The organism is Spirosoma harenae (assembly GCF_054776975.1).
Window position 1 is genome coordinate 37,451 of sequence record NZ_BAAHBD010000047.1, and the last position, 22,612, is coordinate 60,062.

Genomic DNA, 22,612 nt, shown 5'->3' on the forward strand with positions numbered 1-22,612 from the left:
TGTTTACTTGAAGACCTTAAAATTTTTTTGTCATCCTGACGAAGGAAGGATCTCATGGTTTCCTACCACTCATGTAAGGGTAGTTTAAGATCCTTCCTTCGTCAGGATGACAAATTGAGCTACTTATACCCATCTGCATTAGGCGAATCTGCAATTAATTTCAGGGCTTCGTCCATGTAAATTTCGGCGGTGTTTTCGCCAAGGCTGGTTCGACTGATGTAGTCATAACGCTTGAAACTCTTGAAATCTACTTTGGTGAGCATGTAGCCGAACGCATCGTTGGTCAGGCCAAACAACATCGGTGCCTTGGTGTGCATATGCCGTTTCACATAATAGCCGACATTGGGTAACGCTTCGCCTGGAATGGTCAGTATCTGCGCCGAACCGATATTCAATAGATTGACCTGAGCAACTACCTTATCGCCAGGGGCAACTTCGTATTTGAGCGGTGAATTCTTGACGATGTATTTCATGACGTCCGAATCAATCGGAAACGTAACCTTGCGGACTGTACAGAAAAGTGATGGATTTGTCTGCGCTTCAGCAGGGCCAATAATCCGTAGCGCTTCATCGGCTAGTAGTTCACCGATGCGAATGCATTCTTCCCATGTATTGGCTTCTTTGCCACCTTCGCGCCGATTATCGGCCGTTACCATGCCGCCTTGCGCACCATTCACAAACATGGCTATTCCACCGACTTTCGATTCGATTCGATCATAGAGTGGACCGCATAAATCAGGGCTGAGTATGCCACGGCCTGAACCAATTATTTCGGGATGAACGGCGTAATTGACTAACGTAACAATGGGTTTTCCCACGTTTTTGCCAGATGTGGCCCAAGCCTGAACAACACCACAGCGTGGATCGAATAAATCGGGAGCGTAATAGTTATAGGCAATTTGTCCTTTCGCATCGCCAACAGCCGTTTTCAGAGTAGCTGGCGTTAGATTCGTCACCGCTTCATTGACTGCATCAGCAATTTGATGCACGCATTTATCTAAATAAGCCAAGTCAGCAAAAGATTCTCCTTTTTCGTTCGGGAAACCGTAGGCATCAGGGCCACTATGCGTATGCGTACAGCCAATCAGAATATTTTCGGGTGAAATACCTTTAATGAGGGCTCGCGATTTATTCCCTAATACAGATGGCCATCCCAGATTATCAACACTAACAATCGCAACGCGTGTAGCCCCTTTCTCAAATACGCAGGCCCTAACATACAAATCTCCTTTCTTCTCAACCGCTTTTTTGGGCGTACCAATACCTCCCAAAACTGGCAATAAAGGATCAGGCGTAATTACCCGTACGGCCGCGCCCGCTTTAAAACTTTGCGCGAATGACGAGCAGTAAGAACCTAAAATCGTTAGGAAAATAAGAAGGAGTTTCACGATTTTCGCTCGATTGAAATTTTCCATGGACTGTGTCCTCACAGTCCATTCTACCGGATGGCAACGCTGGCTGACGCAAAAATGGACTGTGAGGACACAGTCCATGGAAAGCATAATCATCTACGGTTTATAGTTTACGGTTAGCTGATACACAACTGCTTCTCGCATCAGCCAACCGTAAATTAATTTACCAGGGCTTACCCGTTCCCTGAACGAGCCATTGTTTCGACCAGGGACTGTTTTTGCCGTCGGCCTGAGAGTTGGCGGTGATTTCGAGCTTCTCAATGGCCGTACCTGAATTGGTTTTGTTCAGGTTCAACTCATCGCGCATGTAGTAAAAACGAAGAGGTAAAACTTTACGCTTCGCAGTGGCGCCTGCCTGTAGAGCGGGTAAGCCTGTACGACGATAATCGAACCAGGCTTCGGTTGCGCTGGTCCAGCTTGCAATCCATTTCTGCCCCAGAATTTGTGCCTGCGTACCGTCGTATGCTACACCTTTCTGCGCAATAAACGTAGCGTAGCTGCTGGCTAATCCCCAGGCCGTTAGTGACGCTTTTACTCCATTTTCATAGCGTGTTTTTGCATCACCCGCTGCCCAGCCCCGCTGAGCGGCTTCGGCCAGAATGAAGTTCACTTCAGCAGCCGAAACAAGCCGAGCTTTCAGAAGCGTTCCTTTCGCAGCCGTATAGATTTCGTTAAGATAGGATACGTGCGGATTGACCGAGGTTTGCCCAGGTGTTGGATTGAAGTTATAGCCCGATGGCAACTGCGATACACTTGGTGGAAGGCCTACGTAATTTGGGTCCTGATCGATAGGCGTAGTACCAACTTTATCAGGCGATAGGTAACGAACACCGCTAACGATTTTGTCTGTTCCTGCCGGTAATGTCGCATCTACTTTCAGGGGAATTTCTACTTTTTTCGCCCAGATTGCCAGCCGAGGATCGTTGGTCGGCTGCATGGCCTTCAGCAACGTCGAACACATTTTAATCCGGCGATAGTTACTGCCGCTGATATCATAAACTGAATTAGAAGGCCAGGCGTCACCTGAGTTGTTACCGACGTAGGCCATCGTTGCATCGAAGGAAGCATCGTCGATAATGGGAAATTGTGCCGGACTGGCTACAATTTTTTCAATACCTGCTTTTGCTACGTCGGGCTGTTTCGCCGAGATCCGCATCAGATACCGGAGTTTGAGCGAATTAGCCAGTCTCAACCATTTGGTAGGATCGCCAGCGTAGTATAAATCAGCCGATTCGACAATACTGGTATAACCACTTTTGGGTTTCGAAAGCAGTGTACTGGCTTTATCGAGGTCAGCTAGAATACCCGCATAAATAACATCCTGACTATCATATTTTGGCGCAATATCATCAAGGCCGCCCAGCTCACCTTTCAAGGCGTTGGTATAAGGGGCATCACCCCATAAATCTGTAATCAGGCCAAATAGGATCGACTTCATCACCAGTGCTACACCTTGCTGGAATTCCATGTTCAGCGCAACAGCACGTTGATAAACCAAATCGTTGTTGCGGAGCAAGTCGTAATAAGGTGTCCAGCTTTGATCGCCACCCCAATCGTAATCGTTATGGCCACTGAACCAGGCATCTTTCTGGGTATGTTGCACGACACCGGCAATATCCTGAAAACCAAGATTCGTGTATAGTTTGGCTGTCTCTGACAATACGGTCGGCATAACCAAATTCGGATTCACGGTTTCGGGTTGAACACCGTTGGGGTTCACGTTCAACTGGCTCAGGTCTTTGCAGGCAAACAAGCCAAGCACAAACAGAGCCGATAAAGCGAAGGCGACTGTGGTCTTTTTTAGTATAGTTTTCATGTCTGAATATTTTTTTAGCAGAGGGCTTCGGGTAGAGGGGTTAAAAATTAACCCCAAGCCCTTTGCTCCATGCCATTTAGTTAAAACGTGAGACCAAGTTTGAAACCAACCGGAATAACCCAGGGCGTTACGTTATAGCGTTCGATACCTTGTTTAAACTGCGTACCAGCCTGAGCACCCGCCTGTGGCTGGAAAGCCATTTCAGGATCGATGTTGATTTTAGCCGCTGTCCACAGAATAATGTTGCGGCTATATACCGAGAAGTTGGCACTCTGTAAGCCAATCGATTTTACGAAATTCGCAGGTAGATCGTAGCCGAGCGAAATCTCCCGGAGTTTAATAAACGAAGCATCGAATGTAGCAGCACGTGTAAAATCCCACGGATAGTTGTCGCCGTATGGTATGATTTTAGTGCCCGCTCCCCCTAGGTTTTCGGTATAGCCAGTTATGTTGCCTTGTGCATCATACTGTGCAATTACGCCTGGGTTGAATACGCCGTAAGCATATGTTTTGCCACCAAATTCAAATGGGTAACCGCCATACTCAGCCGTTGGACCGCCCACAATTGGGAAATAGTTTCCGTGGATTTTGATGTACTGATCCTGATTTTCGACTAACCAGTTCCGCAACGCATCACCCGTACGACCACCTGGATTAATCAGGTTATCCAGGAATCGCTGCGACCGCAAATCCGACTCAGAATACCGATACGTTTGGGATACAAAGTCACCACCTGCCCGCCAGTCGAGTGAGAAGTTCAGCGTGAAGCCTTTATAAGATAGCGAGCTTTGGGCGCCCAGAATGAAGTCCGGGTTGAAGTTGCCGATTTTGTTTTTCACCGTACTCGCACTTCGAGCTTGCCACGAGCCATCGCCGTTCAAAATCGGATAGCCGTAATATTTTGAGTTCTGGTCGGTTACCGTAATGATTTCGGCATCGTAGATATCGCCCACTTTATCGCCTACATATGTCCAGGCACCACCTTTGGCGTCAGTCCAGAGCGTGTAGAATGGAATACCCGGTGCTAACTCTTTTATCCGCGTAACGTTCTTGGTGAAGTTAGTGGTCAGATCCCAGCGCAGACCGCCTTTGTCAATGATTGTACCTCCTAATGAGAGTTCGACACCACGGCTTTCAAGTAAGCCAGCGTTGATGTTTTTGGTCGTAAAACCAGACGACGACGCAATCTGAGAAGGAAGAATCTGGTTGCGGTTTTCCGATACATAGTACGTTCCTGAGAATCGGAGTCGGTTCCGCAACATGTTGTAGTCAATACCCACTTCGTAAGACGTAGCGATTTCCGGCTTCAATTCAGGCAGTAAAATACTTCCTGGTTTCGATAACCGTGTAACACCATTCCAGGCACCAGCATCACCCAGGGTAGGGTAGAGGCTATACGGGTTAGCGTCATTACCAACTTGCGCCACACCGGCACGAACTTTAAGCATATCAACCGTGCTCGGCAGATGGAACATTTCGTTCACCAGCATGCTCAACGAAGCCGATGGGTAGAAATAGGAACGGTTGTTAGCGGGTAACGTGCTGGACCAGTCGTTTCGGGCGGTCAGGTCCAGATAGATCATGTCCTTATAGCCTAAATTCGCTGTTCCGTAAACACTGTAAATTGCCTTTTTATAGAGGTAATTATTGTACACCAGGTTATTTGGTGAAATATTCTGAATCGTATATAATCCCGGAATAATCAGCCCCGCTCCATTCCGGCTGCTTGTACTGATGTCAGATGATTGCGAATAGCGGTCGTTCCCACCCGCCGATACCACCAGGCTTAGCGCGTTGAATCGCTTGGTATACGTAGCCAGGAAGTCGACATTCCGTTCGTAGCGTTTCAGGTTAATCAATCCGTAAGCACCGTTGGGTTCACCCGTGTAACTTTTGGCGATTTTGGTTTCGCGTTGTTCGGTATACGTATCCAGTGCATAGCGGCCCATCAGTTTGATGTCGGGGGTAAGCTGCCACTCCGCTTTCATGTTACCAAATACACGGTCGCGCACGAAACTGTTATTGACTTCATAGGCCAGAAACCAGGGGTTGTTGTAATTACCCTTGCTGGTTGTTTTCTGTTGAATGCCTTCCTGACCTGGTACCCAGTAGTCGCGCAGATCGTTGATATCGACGTGCGAACCGACTGCATACGCCCACTGCATGGGGTTCGTACCGCGTTCGCCAGCAGGACGATTGTTTGAATTGCTTCGGCTGAAATCCAGGTTGGTACTCAAGCTCAGCTTGTTGCTAACCCGAACCGTTGTGTTAAGTGCCAGTGTATTTTTAAACAAATCCGAATTCGGGACAATACCCCGGCTGCTCATGTTGGAATACGACAACCGATACGTTACTTTCTCAGAGTTGTTCGAAATCGAAACGCCGTTCGTGCTGGTAAGGCCTGTACGGAAAAAATCTTTGATATTGTTTGGATGCGAAACCAATGGAAGTGGCACTTTATTGCCGTTAGCATCGGTTGGACTGTTCCATTGAATAGCGCTATACCCTTTGTCAAGTTGTGGACCGATACCACCAGCCGAACTTTCGTCGATTTGCAGAATGCCGCCTGGGTATGGGTTTGCATCGGGCGTAAAGGGAAGAATACCCGTGGCAAAGTTCTTCGTCATTTTGAGGTATCGGTAGGGCTGGTCAAACACCGTGTTTGACGTAATCGAAACGGTCATTTTCTGCGCCCGTGAACCACTTTTGGTCGTAATCAGTACGACGCCATTACCTGCCCGTGAGCCATATAGAGCCGCTGCACTTGGGCCTTTCAGAATCGAAATATTCTCAACGTCTTCTGGGTTGATATCCGAAATGGCATTTCCGTAATCCACACGGTTATCGCTACCAATCTGACTGACGTTGTTAAGCGAGTTGGCAATGGGTACGCCATCAACCACAAATAGCGGTTGGTTATCCGTATTAAGCGATTTAGCACCCCGAATAATCATGCTTACTGAAGAACCCGATGGCCCTGTCGAACTAATTTGTACGCCCGGCACCCGGCCAGCCAGCGAATTCAGTACGTTCTCCTGTGCAATCCGGCTCAGGTCTTTGCCTTGTACTTCACCTACTGCATAACCCAACGAGCGGGCTTCCCGCTTGATACCTAAAGCGGTTACGACAACCTCACCAAGGACTTCGTTGTTTTCTGCCAATGCTACGTCGATAACTGATTGACTGCCAACGGCTATCTCCTGCGTTTTATGGCCGATGAATGAGAAGACGAGTACGGCTTTGTCGTTGTTTACGGTGATGGAATATTTACCCGACTGGTCGGTAACGGTCCCTAATTGCGTGCCTTTTATCAGAATATTGGCACCCGCAATCGGCTGATTGTTAGTGGCTAGCGTAACCGTTCCTGTAATGGTTTTCGTCGGTTTATCTTTCGCCAGCGTGTGCGAAAAGCAGATACTAACCAGAAGTGCGATGGTCAGGAAATGCCTTAGGGTCAACTGAAAAGTAGAAGTTGCGTTCATGCTTTGTAATCAGTTATGAAAGGTTTACTATAATTCACAGGAGAAATTTAAAAGCTAATGGATTGATGGTCAGACTAGTAGTTTGAGGGTTTTAGTCAGCGGGCTCATCCGCTTCGGGCTGCGGATTGTGTTGGTTAAGCAGTTCGTTAAAATGAATTTCCAGTGCGTCTGAATAGGCCTTTATGCTAGCTTCGTCGTGCAGGCCCGCTAAGAATTCGTCAAGTTCTGCCCTCGACAGCTTGTTGTTAAGTACCTGCTCGATTAGATAGCGGCTGCCATGAGTTGACATTATCGTTCATCCGTTAAACAGTTTTTCATAGTACTGATGGAGACTGCTAAAGGACTATCAGATAACGTGTTAATTTTTTGTGATGCAGAGGAGTGGATTGGTAATCAGAATGCAGTAGATCACGTTTTATCGGCAAGACAAAACGCTAGATAAGAGCAAAGTCAACTTTGTCGCGCAGGAGCTGCTTGGCTTTGACGAGTTGATTTTTGACGGTGTTTTTGGAGATACGCAGCAATTCTGCAATTTCCTGATAGGATTTACCGTCTTCTACATTCATACGCAGAATCAATTTTCGCTTTTCCGACAAGGTGCTGATGGCCGTCTGAAGCAATTGGATGCGGGCTTCCTGATCGTCGGGATGGTCATTATGAATGGTTTGCATACGCTCCATGTACCGTTGTTTGAGGAGCTGGCTCTTTTCCACCTGTTTCAGATGGTCGAAAGCCAAATTGCGCAGGCAAGTGAATAAATAGGAATTGAAATTCAAACTTGGATTAATTGTCGTACGACGCTCCCAGATTTTTATAAAGACGTCGTGCACCATGTTTTCAGCGTCTTCGGGGTCTTTCAGCAGCGATGTGCAGAACTTCAGTGCGGGCGTTCGATAATGCCGATACAGTTTGGCAAAAGCTGCCTGATCACCTTGAATTACTTTATTGAGGATGGATTCGAGCGTACAATTAATAGTCATACTGTAGGAATAGTAAGGTCGTAGTACAATGAAACGGACTGGTAAAATGTCATCGAACTGCAGGTCATAGTATGGGTATGATCCTATTTTGATTCTCAATCGACACGTTTATTTATAAGCTAGTTTTAATTGAGAAATAGACTAGTTTATAGAAATTTTATTACTTATTCAAGTTGATTATCCAAATAATATTTGGGTAATATTGTCAAAAGGATTTTTGGGTAAATGGTAATAAATCCTTTATATTCTCTTAATATAGCCTTGTGAGCAAAATATAATTCGGCCTTTTGGCTAGCTTTCTAACAAATATAGAAGCCATAATTTTAATTAAATTTCGCACATTGCGTAAAAATACCCTCAATTTGCGCAGTGGTGATTAATTTCACTGTTTCCTACTAACTATCCATTTGCGACCTGATTTCTGAGAGTAGGGTTTTGCTTTTCTATTCGCCCTGCCTGGCCTTTCTTCTCTGAAATTCACGGCTTCGAAATAGCCCGATGAATGGATTGTAGCGTATAACAGCTGAACGAACCGCGTTCCATTCAGTCTCTACTGTCGATCAATATGCTCCGATCCTATCATCAATATCTGCTTGCTATGGCTGTCTGGCTGCTTTGCAGTGCCTGCCGATGGGGGGATACAGGTACAGACATCACAGTACGCAGTGGATTAGCCTATCAGGACAAATCGTTTGAGCAGGAATACCACGAACCTTACCCGATCCTTGTTAATGGACAAGCCGTTGAGGTACGTAGCATTGCTGTTGATAGCCAGTCCAATATATGGGCGGTTACATCGGTGGGGGCATTTAAGAAAGAAAAAAATCAGTCGAATTGGGTGAATGTGTTACCCGAAACGGAGAATGGGCCAGCTTTTTCAGTAGCCATAGATGCACAACAGGGCGTGTGGTTCGCCGGGTGGAATGGACTTTATCGGTATAAAAATGGTAAGCCCGAACGGATCGAGGGACCAGAATCGCCTATTTCTGTCATTTGTCCATCAAAAGAAGGTGTCTACGCATTAGGGCCCAACGAGATTTGGTTAATTACAAATCAAAGTAGTCAGAAAATGACGTATAAGCTACCACGTTCAATACGTAGTGCTATTTCGGATGATGCTGGTGGGCTTTGGATTGCTTCCGATGTTGGGCTTTATCACGTATCGAATGGGCAAACGCAGGTCATTCAGAAAAATGACGAACTCCTGAGTGCCTCGGTAAAAGGGCTGGCTATTGATACACGCCAGAATCTTTGGGCAGCTGGTTTGGGAGGTGTAACGCTGCTAAATCAGGATAAGAAAATACAAACCTATACGCCCAAAAAAGGAATCCCATCTATTTACGCTAATTGCGTTGAGCGGGCGCCCAATGGAACTATGTGGGTCGGTACAGACGTGGGCGTAGTGCGCTATCAGGCTGATGGGAGCCATTCCCTGCGATTCACTCGTCGGTGGTTACTGGATGACCGCGTGAATGACATTGCGTTTGATGACCAGGGAACGGCCTGGATAGCAACAGCCAAAGGCGTCAGTGCTATCCGAAAATGGTCAATGACCTTGGCGCAGAAGCAGGATTATTTTTACGATGTGTTAATGAAGCGACACATCCGCTACCCGTGGATTGCTGGCCAGTGCAAGCTAATTGTAGCAGGCGACACGACTAAATGGGCTCCCGACGATGATGACAACGATGGTGAATACACGGCTAATTATTTGGCGATGGAGTGTTTTCGGTATGCAGCGACCAAAAGCCCGGATGCTAAGGAGAAAGCAAGAAAAGCGTTTCAGTTTTTGAAACTGCTTCAGGAAGTGACGGGCACCGATGGCTTTTTTGCCCGTACGATCGTACCCGCCAACTGGACGACCGTCGATGATAATAACCGCACCTATTCAGCGACAGAAAAGGCCGACGAGTTGGTGAAAGAGCCACGTTTTAAGCCCGTTGAAGTTCGCTGGCGATTATCGAAAGATGGCAAGTGGCGCTGGAAAGGCGATACCAGCAGCGATGAACTCTGTGGCCACATGATGGGCTATTATATCTATTACGAACTCGTTGCTGATGAAGCCGAAAAAGCTATTGTTCGCCAGCACGTAGCCCGTATCGTTGACCACTTGATTGCGCACAATTTCAACCTGACCGATATTGACGGTACGCACACGCGTTGGGGAGTATGGTCGCCGGATAAGCTGAACCGCGACCCAGATTGGGCGCCCGACCGAAGCCAGAATTCGATGGAGCTACTGTCGTTTCTAAAACTGGCATATCACGTAACAGGCCAACGAAAGTATGAACAGCAGTATCGGCATCTGATTGATAAGGAAGGCTATCTGGCTAATATGGCCAACATCAAAAACCAGAATCCGGCCTGGTTTATTTATTTCGATGTCATGCTGGCGGCTTATGTGTATCCAATTCTGCTACGTTGCGAAAAAGACCCCAAACTGCTGGCATTCTACGAAAAGCACATCGATCAATGGCTGGAACAACGGAAAGAAGACAAAAATCCGCTCATCAATTTCCTCTACTGCTATTCGCGGAACAAACAAGTCGAATTACGCGAATCGGTTGATTTCCTTGTCGATACACCTCTCGATCTTGTGAACTGGACGGTTGATCATACCAAACGAGAAGATGTTCAGATCATTCGGACGCCCGTACTCGATGAACTTCAGGTAAGCGAACTGCCTCCGGCTAGTATCCGAACGGTGGTACGTTGGGATAAAAATCCTTGGGCCGCCGTAAATGGTACGCCCGATATTGAGCGCGAACCTGTGTTCTGGCTGCTGCCTTACTGGATGGGCCGCTATTTAAAGATGATTCAATAACCCGCGATTTTCCCGTGTCTGTGAGGACCGGGACGCCGGCCGCACAGATACGGGAGTTAGAACTTATTAGTTGATTATTAGAAAGTGCCAAAACAATATCTTTTATGCGATTACCAATGTTTAATGCAACCTTAAAATTACTGGCTTTATACCTCATTCCGATTGTTCCCGCATGGGCGCAGTCCGTTTATCAGGACAAACCATTTGCACAGGAATACAGCGTTAAATACTACGTTAACAAGCCTGATGCAAGCCTTACAGGAATAGCCTGCGACCGGAATGGTGTAATTCAGATGCTGTCAGGTGATGGATTGCTACGCCCATCGGGCGGGCAGTTTCTAATGCCCGGTACGCTGCAACCTGACCGAACCTATCGCCCGATTACGGATATGAAACTGGCGGCTGTTAGCGTGTATGATCAGCAAATCGTATATCTCGATAATCGGGCGGTATTGAGCAATGCGTGGGCCGGAAAATTATTTGCTCAGCATCAGCTTCCACAAGCGAAATTGTTTGCTGGCGGTGCTGATTTTAACTTTTTGGTTTCAGATGGAAAAGCACTTCATCTGGTAAAAGGGGCTGACGTAGCGTGGAAAGGTGTTATCCCTGACGATGAAGCGGTTCGGATTCGCTACCAACCCGTTAAAGATCTATTCTGGATACTAGGAAAGAAGTCGTTATACATGCTTTCGGGTAAGGAACACAAACTGACGAAGGTTTTTGAGGGAAGTGATTTCACGTCGTTTGACCTGTCGACAAAGAGCCAGAAAGTTATTATCGGCACGTCGGATGGGTATCTGGAAGTGGATCCACTGACGAAGAAACAGATTGGTGCTGTTCATCGGAAATTACCCGTAACGGATATCACAGCCGTGGCTGAAGTGAATGGAAAACTTTGGTTTGGTTCGAAAGAAGGTGCTTTTTCGCTTCGGCCCGATGGCAAGTTCGATTACTACAATGGCGAACGCTGGTTACCGGGTAATCACGTAACGGAGATTGCCATGGGCCCCGACCATAGCGTGTTGCTGCTAACCACGGCTGGACTGACAAAACTGGAATCCAAATCCATGACTTTGTACGACAAATCGAAATTGTACGATGCTCAGGTACGTCAGCGCCATATTCGGAATGGCTTCAACGCATCGCTGGTACGAATGGAGAAAGGAAACATCGCGACGGGTTATATGGAAGATTCGGACAACGATGGCCTGTGGACGTCGATGTATCTGGCGGGTGAGATTTTCCGGTATGCGGTCACGAAAGACAAAGAAGCCTTGCAAAACTGCCGCGAATCGTTGGACGCGATGGAACGATTGTATACCGTTACGCCGGTTCCCGGTTTTCCGGCACGGTCGTTCGAGCGGGCGGGCTACATTGGTAAACTACACGATACCGAACGCTGGCAACATTCACCCCAACCGAATTGGGACTGGAAATCGACCACGAGCAGCGACGAAGTGATCGGGCATATTTTTGCGTTTGGCGCGATGGCCGAATTGATAGATGATAAAAATATAAAGAGCCGGTCTATTACCCTGATCGACACATTGATGAGCCATATTCTCAATCATGATATGTATCTGATTGACTTCGATGGAAAACCGACATTATGGGGCAAATGGAATCCTGAATACGTAAATGCTTTCCCAGTTAATGTCGGCGATCGCAAGCTGAACTCGTCCAATATTATGGCAATGCTGCAAACGGCCTATCATTTCACGAAAAAGGAAAAGTACAAAAAGAAGGCGTTTGAGCTAATGCAGAAGCATGGCTATCTGGAGAACCTGATGCGGCCCATGAAAATCATTGGTAAAGCCCCTGAAGATGCCGATGAACACAGCAAACACATGTCGGACGGATGGAATCACTCCGACGATGAGATGTATTTTGTCGGTTATTGGGGATTGTATCGCTATGCCTTCAATGACGCACTCAAGGCAAATTACAAAAAAGCGATCATCGATCATTGGGAAATTGAACGTCCAGAAAAAGATGGTGCCTGGAATATTTTTACGGCCTTGACTGGTACCAAAAACTTCGATCTAGCTGAAGCTATCTGGTATTTACAAGAGTATCCACTCGATCTGATCGACTGGGAGATCAAGAACAGTCACCGCAAAGACATCGAACTATTACCCGATAATTTCCGCAAACAGACTACCAAAGAAGTACTCCCACCAGCCGAGACGCCTATTCAACGACACAACGGTAATACGTTTAATCTGGATCGCGCCCGTGGCAATGGAACGTCCGAGCATAGCGCAGGCGACATTTGGCTATTGCCCTACTGGATGGGTCGTTATCTGGGCGTAATTAGTGCACCGATGCGGTAATTAAGCGTGAATGAGCGAGAGCGCGTCTTATCGATTTGCAGGAAAAATACCTGATTAGTAGCCCACTGCTTTAGCTGTGGATATGAGAAAAAGGGAGAAATGCTTCATAACCGCTGAAACGGTTTTAATACCACTTCCGGGGCCTGTGTCCTCACAGGCCCCTTACCGGAGGATCGCCTTGGCTGACGCACAGGCGTCTGTGAGGACCGGGACGCCGGCCGCACTGACACGGGAGTTCAGCGGTTATTTAATTCAAATCAATAAGCAGTGGTCTGATAGAGTTTAATCAGGCGTTTATTTCTGCAATCAATTAGCCCCATCAACAGAAAGAAGCATATTTATTGACTGTACTAGCTCTAAAAAACGTGTCAACCAACTGTATGAAGCCTAAAGCGAATTGGCTGTTTCACAGTCTATTCTGTACTTTTCTCGTCCCTCTCGTTGCCACCGCCCAATCGATTTATAAAGACGTTCCTTACCTACAGGATTATAGCGTCAAATATTACACGGCGGATAGCACCATTCAGTTAAAATCGGTTTGTACGGATCGGAACGGCGTAACGCAAATACTTTCCTCGAAAGGGGTATTACGATCATCGGGCGGGCAGTTTCAATATCCCGGAACGTTGTCGGCTGATCGTTCCTATCGCCCAATAACCGACCGAAAGATTTCGGGGTTAGGGTTGGATGCGCATCAATTTGTTTATCTCGATAATACGGCCGTTTTGAGTAATGCATGGGCTGGAAAACTGTTTATTCAACATAATATGCCGGCTGCCCGATTGTTCTGTTCAAACAATGTTACGGAGTCGGGACAGCCATCTGCGTTTTTGGTTTCGGATGGAACTCGGCTGAGCCTATGGCAGGCGGATAAATTCGTCTGGAAAGGTACACTGGCTCAGGATACAGCCATCGATTTGCGATATGAAGCCGCTAAGAATCGTTTTTGGGTATTGGGTAAACACTCATTGAGTTGGCTGAACGTAAAAAGAGGATCGCTCGAAACCGTGTATCAGCAATCCGGTTTGGCTTGTTTTGTCATCGCTCAGAATAAGATTTACCTCGGTACGCATGATGGCTATCAGGTGTTGGATGCTACTTCATTCAAACCAATTGGTGCCATTCAGCAAAAGCTTCCCTGTACAAACATAACTGCTATCAATTACGCTCATGGTAACCTATGGGTTGGTTCAACGATGGGTGCCTTTATGCTACGTCCCGATGGAAAATTTAACTACTATTTTGGCGAACGCTGGTTGCCTGGGAAGTCAGTTATTGCGATCACTGAGGGAGCAGAAAATACTATAAATGTTTTGACCGACAAAGGGTTAGGTGAAATTCATTTCGAACCGATGACTTTGGAGCAGAAAGCGCTTATCTATGAGAAACAGGTTCGTCAGCGGCACATTCGGTACGGGTTTAACTGCGATGTAACGGTCATTCAGAACGGCGATTTATCGACGGCGCAGATGGGCCAGCGAGATAGTGATAATCTTTGGACGTCGATGTATCTGGTGAGCCAGTTGTTTCGCTATAAAGTCACGGGCGACAAAGAAGCATTAGCGAATTGTCTTGAGTCGTTCGAAGCTATGGAACGCCTGTTTAGCATTACGAACATGAATGGCTTTTTTGCGCGTGGCTTCGAACGGCAGGGGTATCATAAATTTGAAGCCAAAGCCTGGGACGGTGGCTTGACCAACGGCTGGAATCACGCAAAAGACCCTCAATGGGACTGGCGGGGAACGACCAGCAGCGATCAGACAGTAGGGCAGATGTTTAGCCTTACGTTGCTGGCCGAACTACTGGATGGCGATGTGAAAAAACGGGCTATTGGGCTGATCGACAGTTTGATGACTAACATTATCCGAAACGATTGGTATTTGTTGGATGTCGATGGAAAACCAACGCTCTGGGCCAAGTGGAATCCGGTTTATGTCAATGGGTTTCATACGTCGGTCGGTGATCGGAAAATCAATTCGTCGAATATAGTCGGATTTTTACAGGCGGCTTATCACTTTACGGGCAAGCCGATTTACAAACAGAAAGCCTATGAATTGATGCAGAAACATGGCTATCTGGAAAATCTGATGCGGCCCATGAGCGAAATCGGGAAAGCACCAAAAGGGTCCGACGAGTGGGCAAAAATGCTATCCGAAGGCTGGAATCATTCCGACGATGAAATGTATTTTCTGGCGTATTGGCCCCTCTATCGCTATGCATTCACGCCCGAGTTGAAAGCGAACTACCGTAAAGCCATCAAAGATCATTGGCAAGCCGAACGTCCTGAAAAAGACGGCCTTTGGAATCTCTGTTACGGTATGACAGGTGCCAAAACGTTCGACTTACCCGAAACCGTCTGGTATCTCAAAGAATTTCCGCTGGATATGATCGAGTGGCCAATCATGAATAGCCATCGAAACGATATTGATTTGATTCCCGAAAATTTCCGTGGACAAACCACCAAAGAAGTGCTCCCTCCCGACGAACGGCCCGAACTAAAGCATAATCGCAATCTCTTTAAATTGGATCGACCGGGTAAAGTCGTCAGTGAACTTAGTGCGGGCGATTCATTCCTGTTGCCTTACTGGATGGGGCGCTATTTAGGGGTGATTAGCGGTCCTATTGCGAAGTGACTATGATGGCGTTACCTTACGGACTTAATTCATTTTACTAATATGGAAGACCGTAAATATCCCATCGGGCCGTTTGCCATGCAGGATACGTATTCAGCAGACGAACTGGCTAAGCTCATTGCCATTATTGAAACTAGTCCCGCTACGTACCGTCAGTTAGTTCAAAACATATCGCCTGATGATTTAACGAAAACGTACCGGGAAGGTAGCTGGACGGTTCAGCAGCTCGTACATCACGTAGCCGATATTCAGATGTTACATTTTCTACGAATGAAAAAGGCGCTGACTGAGCCTGATTACGAAAACGTTACGCTAATTAACATGAACGGCTGGGCCGCTACTTCTGATTCGACCGAAGCGCCAATTACTGATTCGTTGGAAATGTTTGAGGCTATTACACGGCGTTACATATGGCTAGCTAAATCGCTGACGGAAGAGCAGTTAGCGATTACCTATTTCCATACTGTTCGGCAGCTTACGTTTACGCAGGCGCAGGCATTAGCGATGTCGGCCTGGCACGTTCAACACCATTTGGCTCATATTAAACTAGCACTCAGTTAGATACATATTCAGACTATTTTACCAGAATTTAATCATCGGTAAAATAGTCTGAATGAAAAGCAGGGGAGTAGTATAACCAGGGTCGGTCGACCTCCTAATCCCTTGCCTTTCTAATGAGCAATTCATCAAATTTCAGCCTGCTTCAAAAGCTCAAAAACGGCCAAAACGTTTACGGCACCTGCATGACATCGACCGGGCCAATGTGGCCGAAAGCGGTGAAGCAGATTGGCCTCGACTTCGTTTTTTTAGATACGGAGCATATTCCGTTGAATCGTACGGAATTAGCACGACTTTGCCAGCAGTTTCGGGCATATGACATTACACCCATCGTCCGAATTCCGAGTCCTGATCCGTATCTGGCTTGTCAGGCCATCGACGGGGGAGCCATTGGTATTGTAGCCCCCTATCTCGAATCCGTTGAGCAGATTCAAACGTTGGTAGGAGCGACGAAGTATCGGCCACTGAAAGGTGAAAAATTAGCGAATTACCTGACCGGGAAAGAAACGCTGTCGCCGGAGATGGAGGCTTACATCAACGCGTACAACGCCGATCATATTAGCATTGCCAACATTGAAAGTGTGCCCGCGCTGAATGAACTCGATGCATTGTTATCCGTTCCGGGTCTCGATGCTGTGTTCATTGGTCCGCACGATTTATCGGTTAGTTTAGGCTTACCCGAGCAATATGATCACCCTGACTTTGAAGCTGCTGTACGAACGATTATCCATACAACGCGTCAGAAAGGATTAGCCATTGGCATTCACTTCTCGCTTGAGCCCGAACGGCAGATCAAGTGGATACAGGAAGGCGCTAATATCGTTGTCCACAGTTTCGACATTGCGCTTTTCAGTCAACGCTTGCGCCAGGATTTGACGGTTATTAAAAACGCCGTTGGCGATAGCTACGATTCAAGTTCTACTGCGTCGCTAATTATCTGAGGGTCATGGTCGCTGTTTCTACCATACAGGCTTCTATCTGGCGCAAACCGGTAATGTTGCTAAGCGGCCTTGCGCTGTCGGTTGGCTGGGGCATTCGTGGCAACTTTGGCCACGAATACGGAGCCGCTTTTGCCGGTTGTCTGGCCGCTATCGTCGTAGCACTCGTATCGGGGCGTAGCGACTGGCGGCAGCGAGTACTGTATTTCGCATTTTTTGGCGCAATTGGCTGGGGTTTTGGCGGTTCCATGTCCTACATGCAGGTGATTGCCTATACGCAGAGTGGCCATGGTCTGTCGCAATGGTATGGCTACGTAGGGCTGTTTTACATTGGTTTCTTATGGGCCGCTTTGGGCGGTGCTGGTACGTCGTTGGCGGCAGTTGCCAAACATGAACAACTAGTAAATCTATTTAAGCCAATTCTGGTCTTGTTTTTGGCGTGGTTCATTCAGAATTGGGTGGAAGACCCGATTGCTGAATGGTTACAATCCGGCATTGCGTTCGATGATACGTGGTCGCGGCACAAAAATCCCCTTTACTGGCTCGATGCCGATTATATAGCGGCCTTATTTGCGTTGTTGGCGATGGCGCTTTATGACCTGTATGACCGAAGAGAAAAAAACAGCATGCTTCTGCCCGTTTTTGGAATCACTGGGGCGTTAGCTGGATGGGGTATTCAGGCACTTCTGCACGGTATCGGGCTGGATGAGAAACTGGCTTTCTGGCTCACATACCCGCTCGGCGATCCAACGTATATAAATCCCGAAACGGGCACGTTAGCGTTCGACGCGCATAATTTCCTCAACAACTGGCCTCAGTGGTTTGGCGATTATCCACAGCATATTGGCTGGGTAATTGGCTTATTACTAGGGGTTACGGCTTATTTTGTACGATTCGGGAAGTTTCGTGATGGTGCCTCACTGATTGTCTATATGGCTACTGGTTGGCTGTTATTCTTTCTGGCCGTTCCTGTTCTCGGTAGCATTGGATTTGCTCAATACGGAGGTCTACGAATGACTCCGCCCCGTAGCGACGATTGGGCGGGTATTACGGGCGTTTTTATCGGAGCTATACTATGGTTCCGTCGAAATAATTTACTTCCGGTTGCGGTGGCTTCGATTATCAGTGGAATTATCGGTGGATTAGGTTTTTCGGGAATTCAGTGGGTGAAGCAATTGATGATAGCTCCTGGAAATCCGCGAATTTTAGTTGGGAAAGGGTTTTCACCCGATAGTGCTGAATTCAAAATGATCAAAGAAAACTGGGCGAACTGGCAGGGCCAGAACTGGCACAGCTTTCTGGAACAGTCATACGGATTCGTGAACGGAATTGCTATCGTGGTCGCGTTAGGCTATTTGGCTACACGTATGCCAATTCATGATGACAATCCACGCGATTCGCAACCAGTAACCGGCAGATGGACATTGGGTGTGGCGACTGTTTTTGTGTGGTTGGCACTCCCGTATGTGAATCTGGTCAAGAATGTGGAAGACTGGAGCAAAGGACTAAATCCCGACGTGTGGACGCGCCCCAAAACGCCCGGATCAACAGAAACCACGGCTGCTTTGTGGGATGTTCCTTATCTGGGCAAATTACCAGGTGTCGACTTGCAGTTAACGCCAACCGGCTGGTTCAACGTAACGTGGCTGCTTCTATTGGTGCTGTTTATTGTGCTGATACGTCGACAGTTTCGGGAGTCGCTGGCGATGGTACCTACGTCATGGCTAGGCAGAGGGCAACTGATTTATCTGGTATTGCTCTGGCTCATGGTGATTGGTAATTTTGAACGTGCATTAGTCGCATGGCACCCGAACCGACTTTTAACGGAATGGGTCATCATGGTCAACGCCATGATATCGACCTTATTGGTATTGATCCTTCCGCACGAACGCGAAACCATTTCAATTCAGACACCAGTATCATTTGCTCCGCTCTACCGAAAAGCCTGGATTCAGGCTATGGGTGCGGTTGTTATTTCGGGTATATTTTTCGTTATGACCAACCGACTGATCTATCATTACCCGCCGACAGAAAAAGCAAGTGCCATGATCCATACACGTTTTGGCTCAGAAGCCGACTGGCGCGCCAAACCCAATCTGAAAAACGCCCAACACAAGTGAATCGAATTGACATAAATAAGTTAACGTTATATCTTTTCTGGGCTTACCTGGCGACTCAGCAAATTGCCTATACGCAGCATACTATTTTACCTGTGTCAGATTCAATTAATTACTACCGAACGCAGTTTGTGGTAAATGCCAAAATGGGCGTTTCAGCCCATCGGGGAAATTCAACCGTAGCGCCCGAAAATACATTGGCAACCTATCGGGCTGCGTTGCAGATGAACGTCGATTATATTGAGATTGACGTTCGAACAACCAAAGATGGCAAGCTGATTATCCTGCATGATGGAACGCTAAACCGTACAACCAACGGTTCAGGGCCAGTAACTGAGCAGACACTCGAAGAACTCAAAAAATTATCAGCCGCCAAAGGCTTTGGCGAGTCATTTCGAACCGAACAAATTCCTACTTTAGAAGAAGTTTGCCAACTGATTGCTGATTGGAACGCGCATCATTCATCAAAAACGGCCCTTTACGTCGATTGTAAGGCTGTTTCGCCTGAACCTATGGTTGCTATTCTGACAAAATATGGGTTGCTGAATGATGCTGTTTTCTATGGTTCTGATGCGTATTTGCAGACATTGAAAGCCGTAGCACCAAAGGCTAAATTGATGCCTTCCTTGCGTAATGCTGAAGAAATGATGGCGAAAATTAATCAGCTTCATCCCTATGCGTTTGACCTAAGCTGGTCATCGTTGACGGATGCGTTAATTGCCCAAATTCATCAACAGGGCATTCGTGTATTTGTCGATTTGTTGGATAACGATGATACGGCAGAGCAATATAAAAAAGCTGCTCGTTTTAGCGTCGATGTGATCCAGACAGATCATGTTTTAAACGTCTATCGAACCCTTTCTACGAGTACAACCAAGTGAATATAACTTCCTCTTTATGAAACGCTTTTTTGCTACAGTGCTCACACTGTTAATGACTATGCCAGTGTGGGCGCAGACGCACAAAGACTACGTGCCAACGTCTTACCCCGACCGACTGATTCTGGGATGGCAGGAAAATCCGGCTACGTCGCAGTCCGTAAATTGGCGAACGGATTCAACGGTGACGAATGCCATTGGCGCGATTTCTGAAGCCGATCCATCGCCTGATTTTGTCAGTAAAGCCACTATTGTTCCCGCTACAACGGAACGTGTCGTATTGGATGGGAAAACAAGGCTTTATCATTCCGTGCATTTTAAGAACTTAAAGCCTGATACGAAGTACTTATATCGTGTAGGTGATGGCACGTATTGGAGCGAATGGTTTCAGTTTAAAACGGCGAAGAATGAAGCCTCTTCTTTCTCTTTTCTATACTTCGGCGATGCCCAGAACGACATCCGTTCGCTTTGGTCACGGGCCATTCGTGGCGCTTATTCAACTTTGCCCAGTGTAAACTTCATGATTCATGCGGGCGATTTAATCACTACGTCGAATGCCGATTGGCAGTGGGGTGAATGGTTCGAAGCGGGTAGCTGGATTAACGGCATGGTACCTACATTAGCGACGCCGGGTAATCACGAATATTTTAAAGATGAGTCAGGAAAAGCGCGTGTGTCGCGGCACTGGCGTCCTTCGTTTATCTTGCCCGAAAATGGTCCGAAAGGCCTGGAAGAAACGGCTTATTTATTCGACTATCAGGGAACGCGATTTATTTCCTTAAATTCACAAGGCGCGTTGTTGGATTCAACCGTCATGAATGCGCAGGCAAATTGGCTAGTGCAGGTATTAAATAACAACCCGAACCGCTGGACAGTGATTACGCACCACCATCCTATTTACTCGACAGCAAAAGGGCGCGATAACGACGAATGGCGCGAAAAAATGGAGCCGATTTATAAAAAATACAAGGTAGACTTGGTGCTTCAGGGCCACGACCACACCTACGGGCGCGGCCTGAATATGCCGTTGGGGAAAAGTCGAAAACATCCCGATGGCCCTATTTACGTCGTGTCGGTCAGTGGCCCGAAAATGTACGATATTGGCTTACAGGATTGGATGGATCGGGCGGCATCGAATACGCAGCTTTATCAGATCATTTCGATCAATGGCGATCAATTGTCGTATCAATCGTACACTGTTACGGGCGAGAAATATGATTCGTTTGAATTGACGAAGAATAGTAAAGGCCAGAATACATTGGTAGACAAATCCCCCGCGTTAGCCCCCGAACGGCTCGATCTACCGGTTGAGTATCAGAAACGATACAAACCTGATCAGATGGAGCAGTACCGAAACCGCTTTCAGGAGTACAAAGCCCGAAAAGGAATTAAATGACGTATTATGTATGATATAGGATGTATGATGTATTCTCTACGAGTGTATTAGCATCGCGCACAATATATCATACATCCTATACCATACATATATGCAAACAACTACATCCAGTTCTCCAGTTGAGCCAACTATTGCTCAGCCTGCTCCTGTCAAACGATTACTCTCGCTCGATACCTTACGTGGTTTCGACATGTTTTGGATTATGGGTGGGGAAGATGTATTTCATCTACTCGCGAAAACAACCGGCTGGGCCTGGGCGGTCGTTGTTGCTGACCAATTCACTCACCCAGAGTGGAATGGTTTCCGCGCTTACGACCTGATCTTTCCGTTGTTTCTGTTCATGGCAGGCGTTTCAACGCCTTTTTCAATCGGCAGTCGTCTGGATAAAGGAGCGGATAAGTCGGAGATTGCCCGAAAGATTATTACACGGGGGCTTATTCTGGTTTTGCTGGGCATTATTTATAACAATGGCTTATTTGTCAAAGCGTTTCAGGATACGCGTTTTGGAAGCGTACTCGGCCGAATTGGGCTTGCCGGTATGTTTGGGCAATTGATTTACCTATATGCTCGTCCACGTACGCAATACATCTGGTTTGGTGGGCTTTTGATTGGTTACTGGCTGATTATGATGTTTGTTCCTGTACCAGGGTGCGGAGCAGGTCTATTAACAATGGATTGCAACCCAGCGAGCTACATCGATACGCAGTTGTTACCAGGGCGATTGTATAAAAAGATTCATGATCCCGAAGGATTGTTCTCGACAATTCCTGCCATTTGCAACGCCCTATTAGGGATTTTTGCCGGTACATTCCTCCGTACACACGGCCGAAGTGGAAACCAGAAAGCATTGCGATTGCTGGGAGTTGGCGCTGGTTTTGTCCTATTAGGTTGGCTTTGGGATTTCGTATTTCCAATTAATAAAAACCTCTGGACCAGCTCATTTATGCTTGTTACGGGTGGTCTGAGCTTAATGTTACTCTCTGTTTTTTACTGGATTATCGATGTAAAGGACATAAAAGGATGGACATTTTTCTTTACCGTTATCGGCATGAATTCCATCCTGATTTATCTGGCTGGCGAGTTCATTGATTTCGGTTACGCAGCCAAATTCTTCTTTGGAGGATTACTGAAATTATCGTCTTCCGAGGCCGTCCTGGAAGTAGGTATGGCTATTGCGGTGCTTGCTGTCAAATGGGTATTCCTCTATTTCATGTACAAGAAAAAGACATTCCTGCGGGTTTGATT

At 47.0% G+C, this 22,612-nt stretch carries 14 protein-coding genes; 9 read left to right on the forward strand and 5 right to left on the reverse strand.

Features of this window, described 5'->3' with window-relative positions; genetic code table 11:
* Window positions 1-119: 119 nt before the first annotated feature.
* The 5 genes from ACYVE4_RS31225 to ACYVE4_RS31245 all read right to left on the reverse strand — a co-directional run bounded on the left by ACYVE4_RS31225 (window position 120) and on the right by ACYVE4_RS31245 (window position 7,690).
* The gene (locus tag ACYVE4_RS31225) at window positions 120-1,388 is read right to left on the reverse strand and encodes a hypothetical protein (protein ID WP_461044348.1); all 1,269 of its coding nucleotides are present in this window, start codon (window positions 1,386-1,388) and stop codon (window positions 120-122) included.
* Between the two features lie 187 nt (window positions 1,389-1,575).
* Window positions 1,576-3,228, reverse strand: a complete 1,653-nt coding sequence (locus ACYVE4_RS31230) for a SusD/RagB family nutrient-binding outer membrane lipoprotein (RefSeq protein ID WP_461044349.1) — start codon at window positions 3,226-3,228, stop codon at window positions 1,576-1,578.
* Between the two features lie 80 nt (window positions 3,229-3,308).
* Complete coding sequence (locus ACYVE4_RS31235; protein ID WP_461044350.1) at window positions 3,309-6,710, reverse strand: SusC/RagA family TonB-linked outer membrane protein; 3,402 nt, start codon at window positions 6,708-6,710, stop codon at window positions 3,309-3,311.
* A 91-nt stretch (window positions 6,711-6,801) separates the two neighbouring features.
* Window positions 6,802-6,999, reverse strand: coding sequence for a hypothetical protein (locus tag ACYVE4_RS31240; protein WP_461044351.1), 198 nt, complete (start codon window positions 6,997-6,999; stop codon window positions 6,802-6,804).
* A 145-nt stretch (window positions 7,000-7,144) separates the two neighbouring features.
* Entirely contained in the window at window positions 7,145-7,690 is a 546-nt protein-coding gene (locus ACYVE4_RS31245) for an RNA polymerase sigma factor (protein ID WP_461044352.1), read from the reverse strand.
* A gap of 565 nt (window positions 7,691-8,255) precedes the next feature.
* Here ACYVE4_RS31245 and ACYVE4_RS31250 point away from each other — a divergent pair.
* From ACYVE4_RS31250 to ACYVE4_RS31290, 9 genes are all read left to right on the forward strand, one after another.
* Window positions 8,256-10,514, forward strand: coding sequence for a ligand-binding sensor domain-containing protein (locus tag ACYVE4_RS31250; RefSeq protein ID WP_461044353.1), 2,259 nt, complete (start codon window positions 8,256-8,258; stop codon window positions 10,512-10,514).
* Window positions 10,515-10,618: 104 nt separating this feature from the next.
* Window positions 10,619-12,847, forward strand: coding sequence for a hypothetical protein (locus tag ACYVE4_RS31255; protein ID WP_461044354.1), 2,229 nt, complete (start codon window positions 10,619-10,621; stop codon window positions 12,845-12,847).
* 380 nt (window positions 12,848-13,227) lie between these two features.
* Window positions 13,228-15,480: a hypothetical protein gene (locus ACYVE4_RS31260; RefSeq protein ID WP_461044355.1), complete on the forward strand. Its 2,253-nt coding sequence runs from the start codon at window positions 13,228-13,230 to the stop codon at window positions 15,478-15,480.
* Between the two features lie 42 nt (window positions 15,481-15,522).
* The gene (locus ACYVE4_RS31265; RefSeq protein WP_461044356.1) at window positions 15,523-16,041 is read left to right on the forward strand and encodes a YfiT family bacillithiol transferase; all 519 of its coding nucleotides are present in this window, start codon (window positions 15,523-15,525) and stop codon (window positions 16,039-16,041) included.
* Between the two features lie 113 nt (window positions 16,042-16,154).
* Complete coding sequence (locus ACYVE4_RS31270; RefSeq protein WP_461044357.1) at window positions 16,155-16,979, forward strand: HpcH/HpaI aldolase family protein; 825 nt, start codon at window positions 16,155-16,157, stop codon at window positions 16,977-16,979.
* 5 nt (window positions 16,980-16,984) lie between these two features.
* Window positions 16,985-19,096 carry a hypothetical protein gene (locus ACYVE4_RS31275; RefSeq protein ID WP_461044358.1) on the forward strand — a complete coding sequence of 704 codons (2,112 nt, stop codon included), beginning with the start codon at window positions 16,985-16,987 and terminating at the stop codon, window positions 19,094-19,096.
* Window positions 19,093-19,974 (forward strand): glycerophosphodiester phosphodiesterase family protein, encoded by an 882-nt coding sequence (locus ACYVE4_RS31280; protein WP_461044359.1) that lies wholly within the window; start codon window positions 19,093-19,095, stop codon window positions 19,972-19,974. Before ACYVE4_RS31275 ends, ACYVE4_RS31280 begins: the two co-directional genes overlap by 4 nt.
* Window positions 19,975-19,990: 16 nt before the next feature.
* The gene (locus ACYVE4_RS31285) at window positions 19,991-21,367 is read left to right on the forward strand and encodes a purple acid phosphatase family protein (RefSeq protein ID WP_461044360.1); all 1,377 of its coding nucleotides are present in this window, start codon (window positions 19,991-19,993) and stop codon (window positions 21,365-21,367) included.
* 91 nt (window positions 21,368-21,458) lie between these two features.
* Window positions 21,459-22,610 carry an acyltransferase family protein gene (locus ACYVE4_RS31290; protein WP_461044361.1) on the forward strand — a complete coding sequence of 384 codons (1,152 nt, stop codon included), beginning with the start codon at window positions 21,459-21,461 and terminating at the stop codon, window positions 22,608-22,610.
* Window positions 22,611-22,612 lie beyond the last annotated feature (2 nt).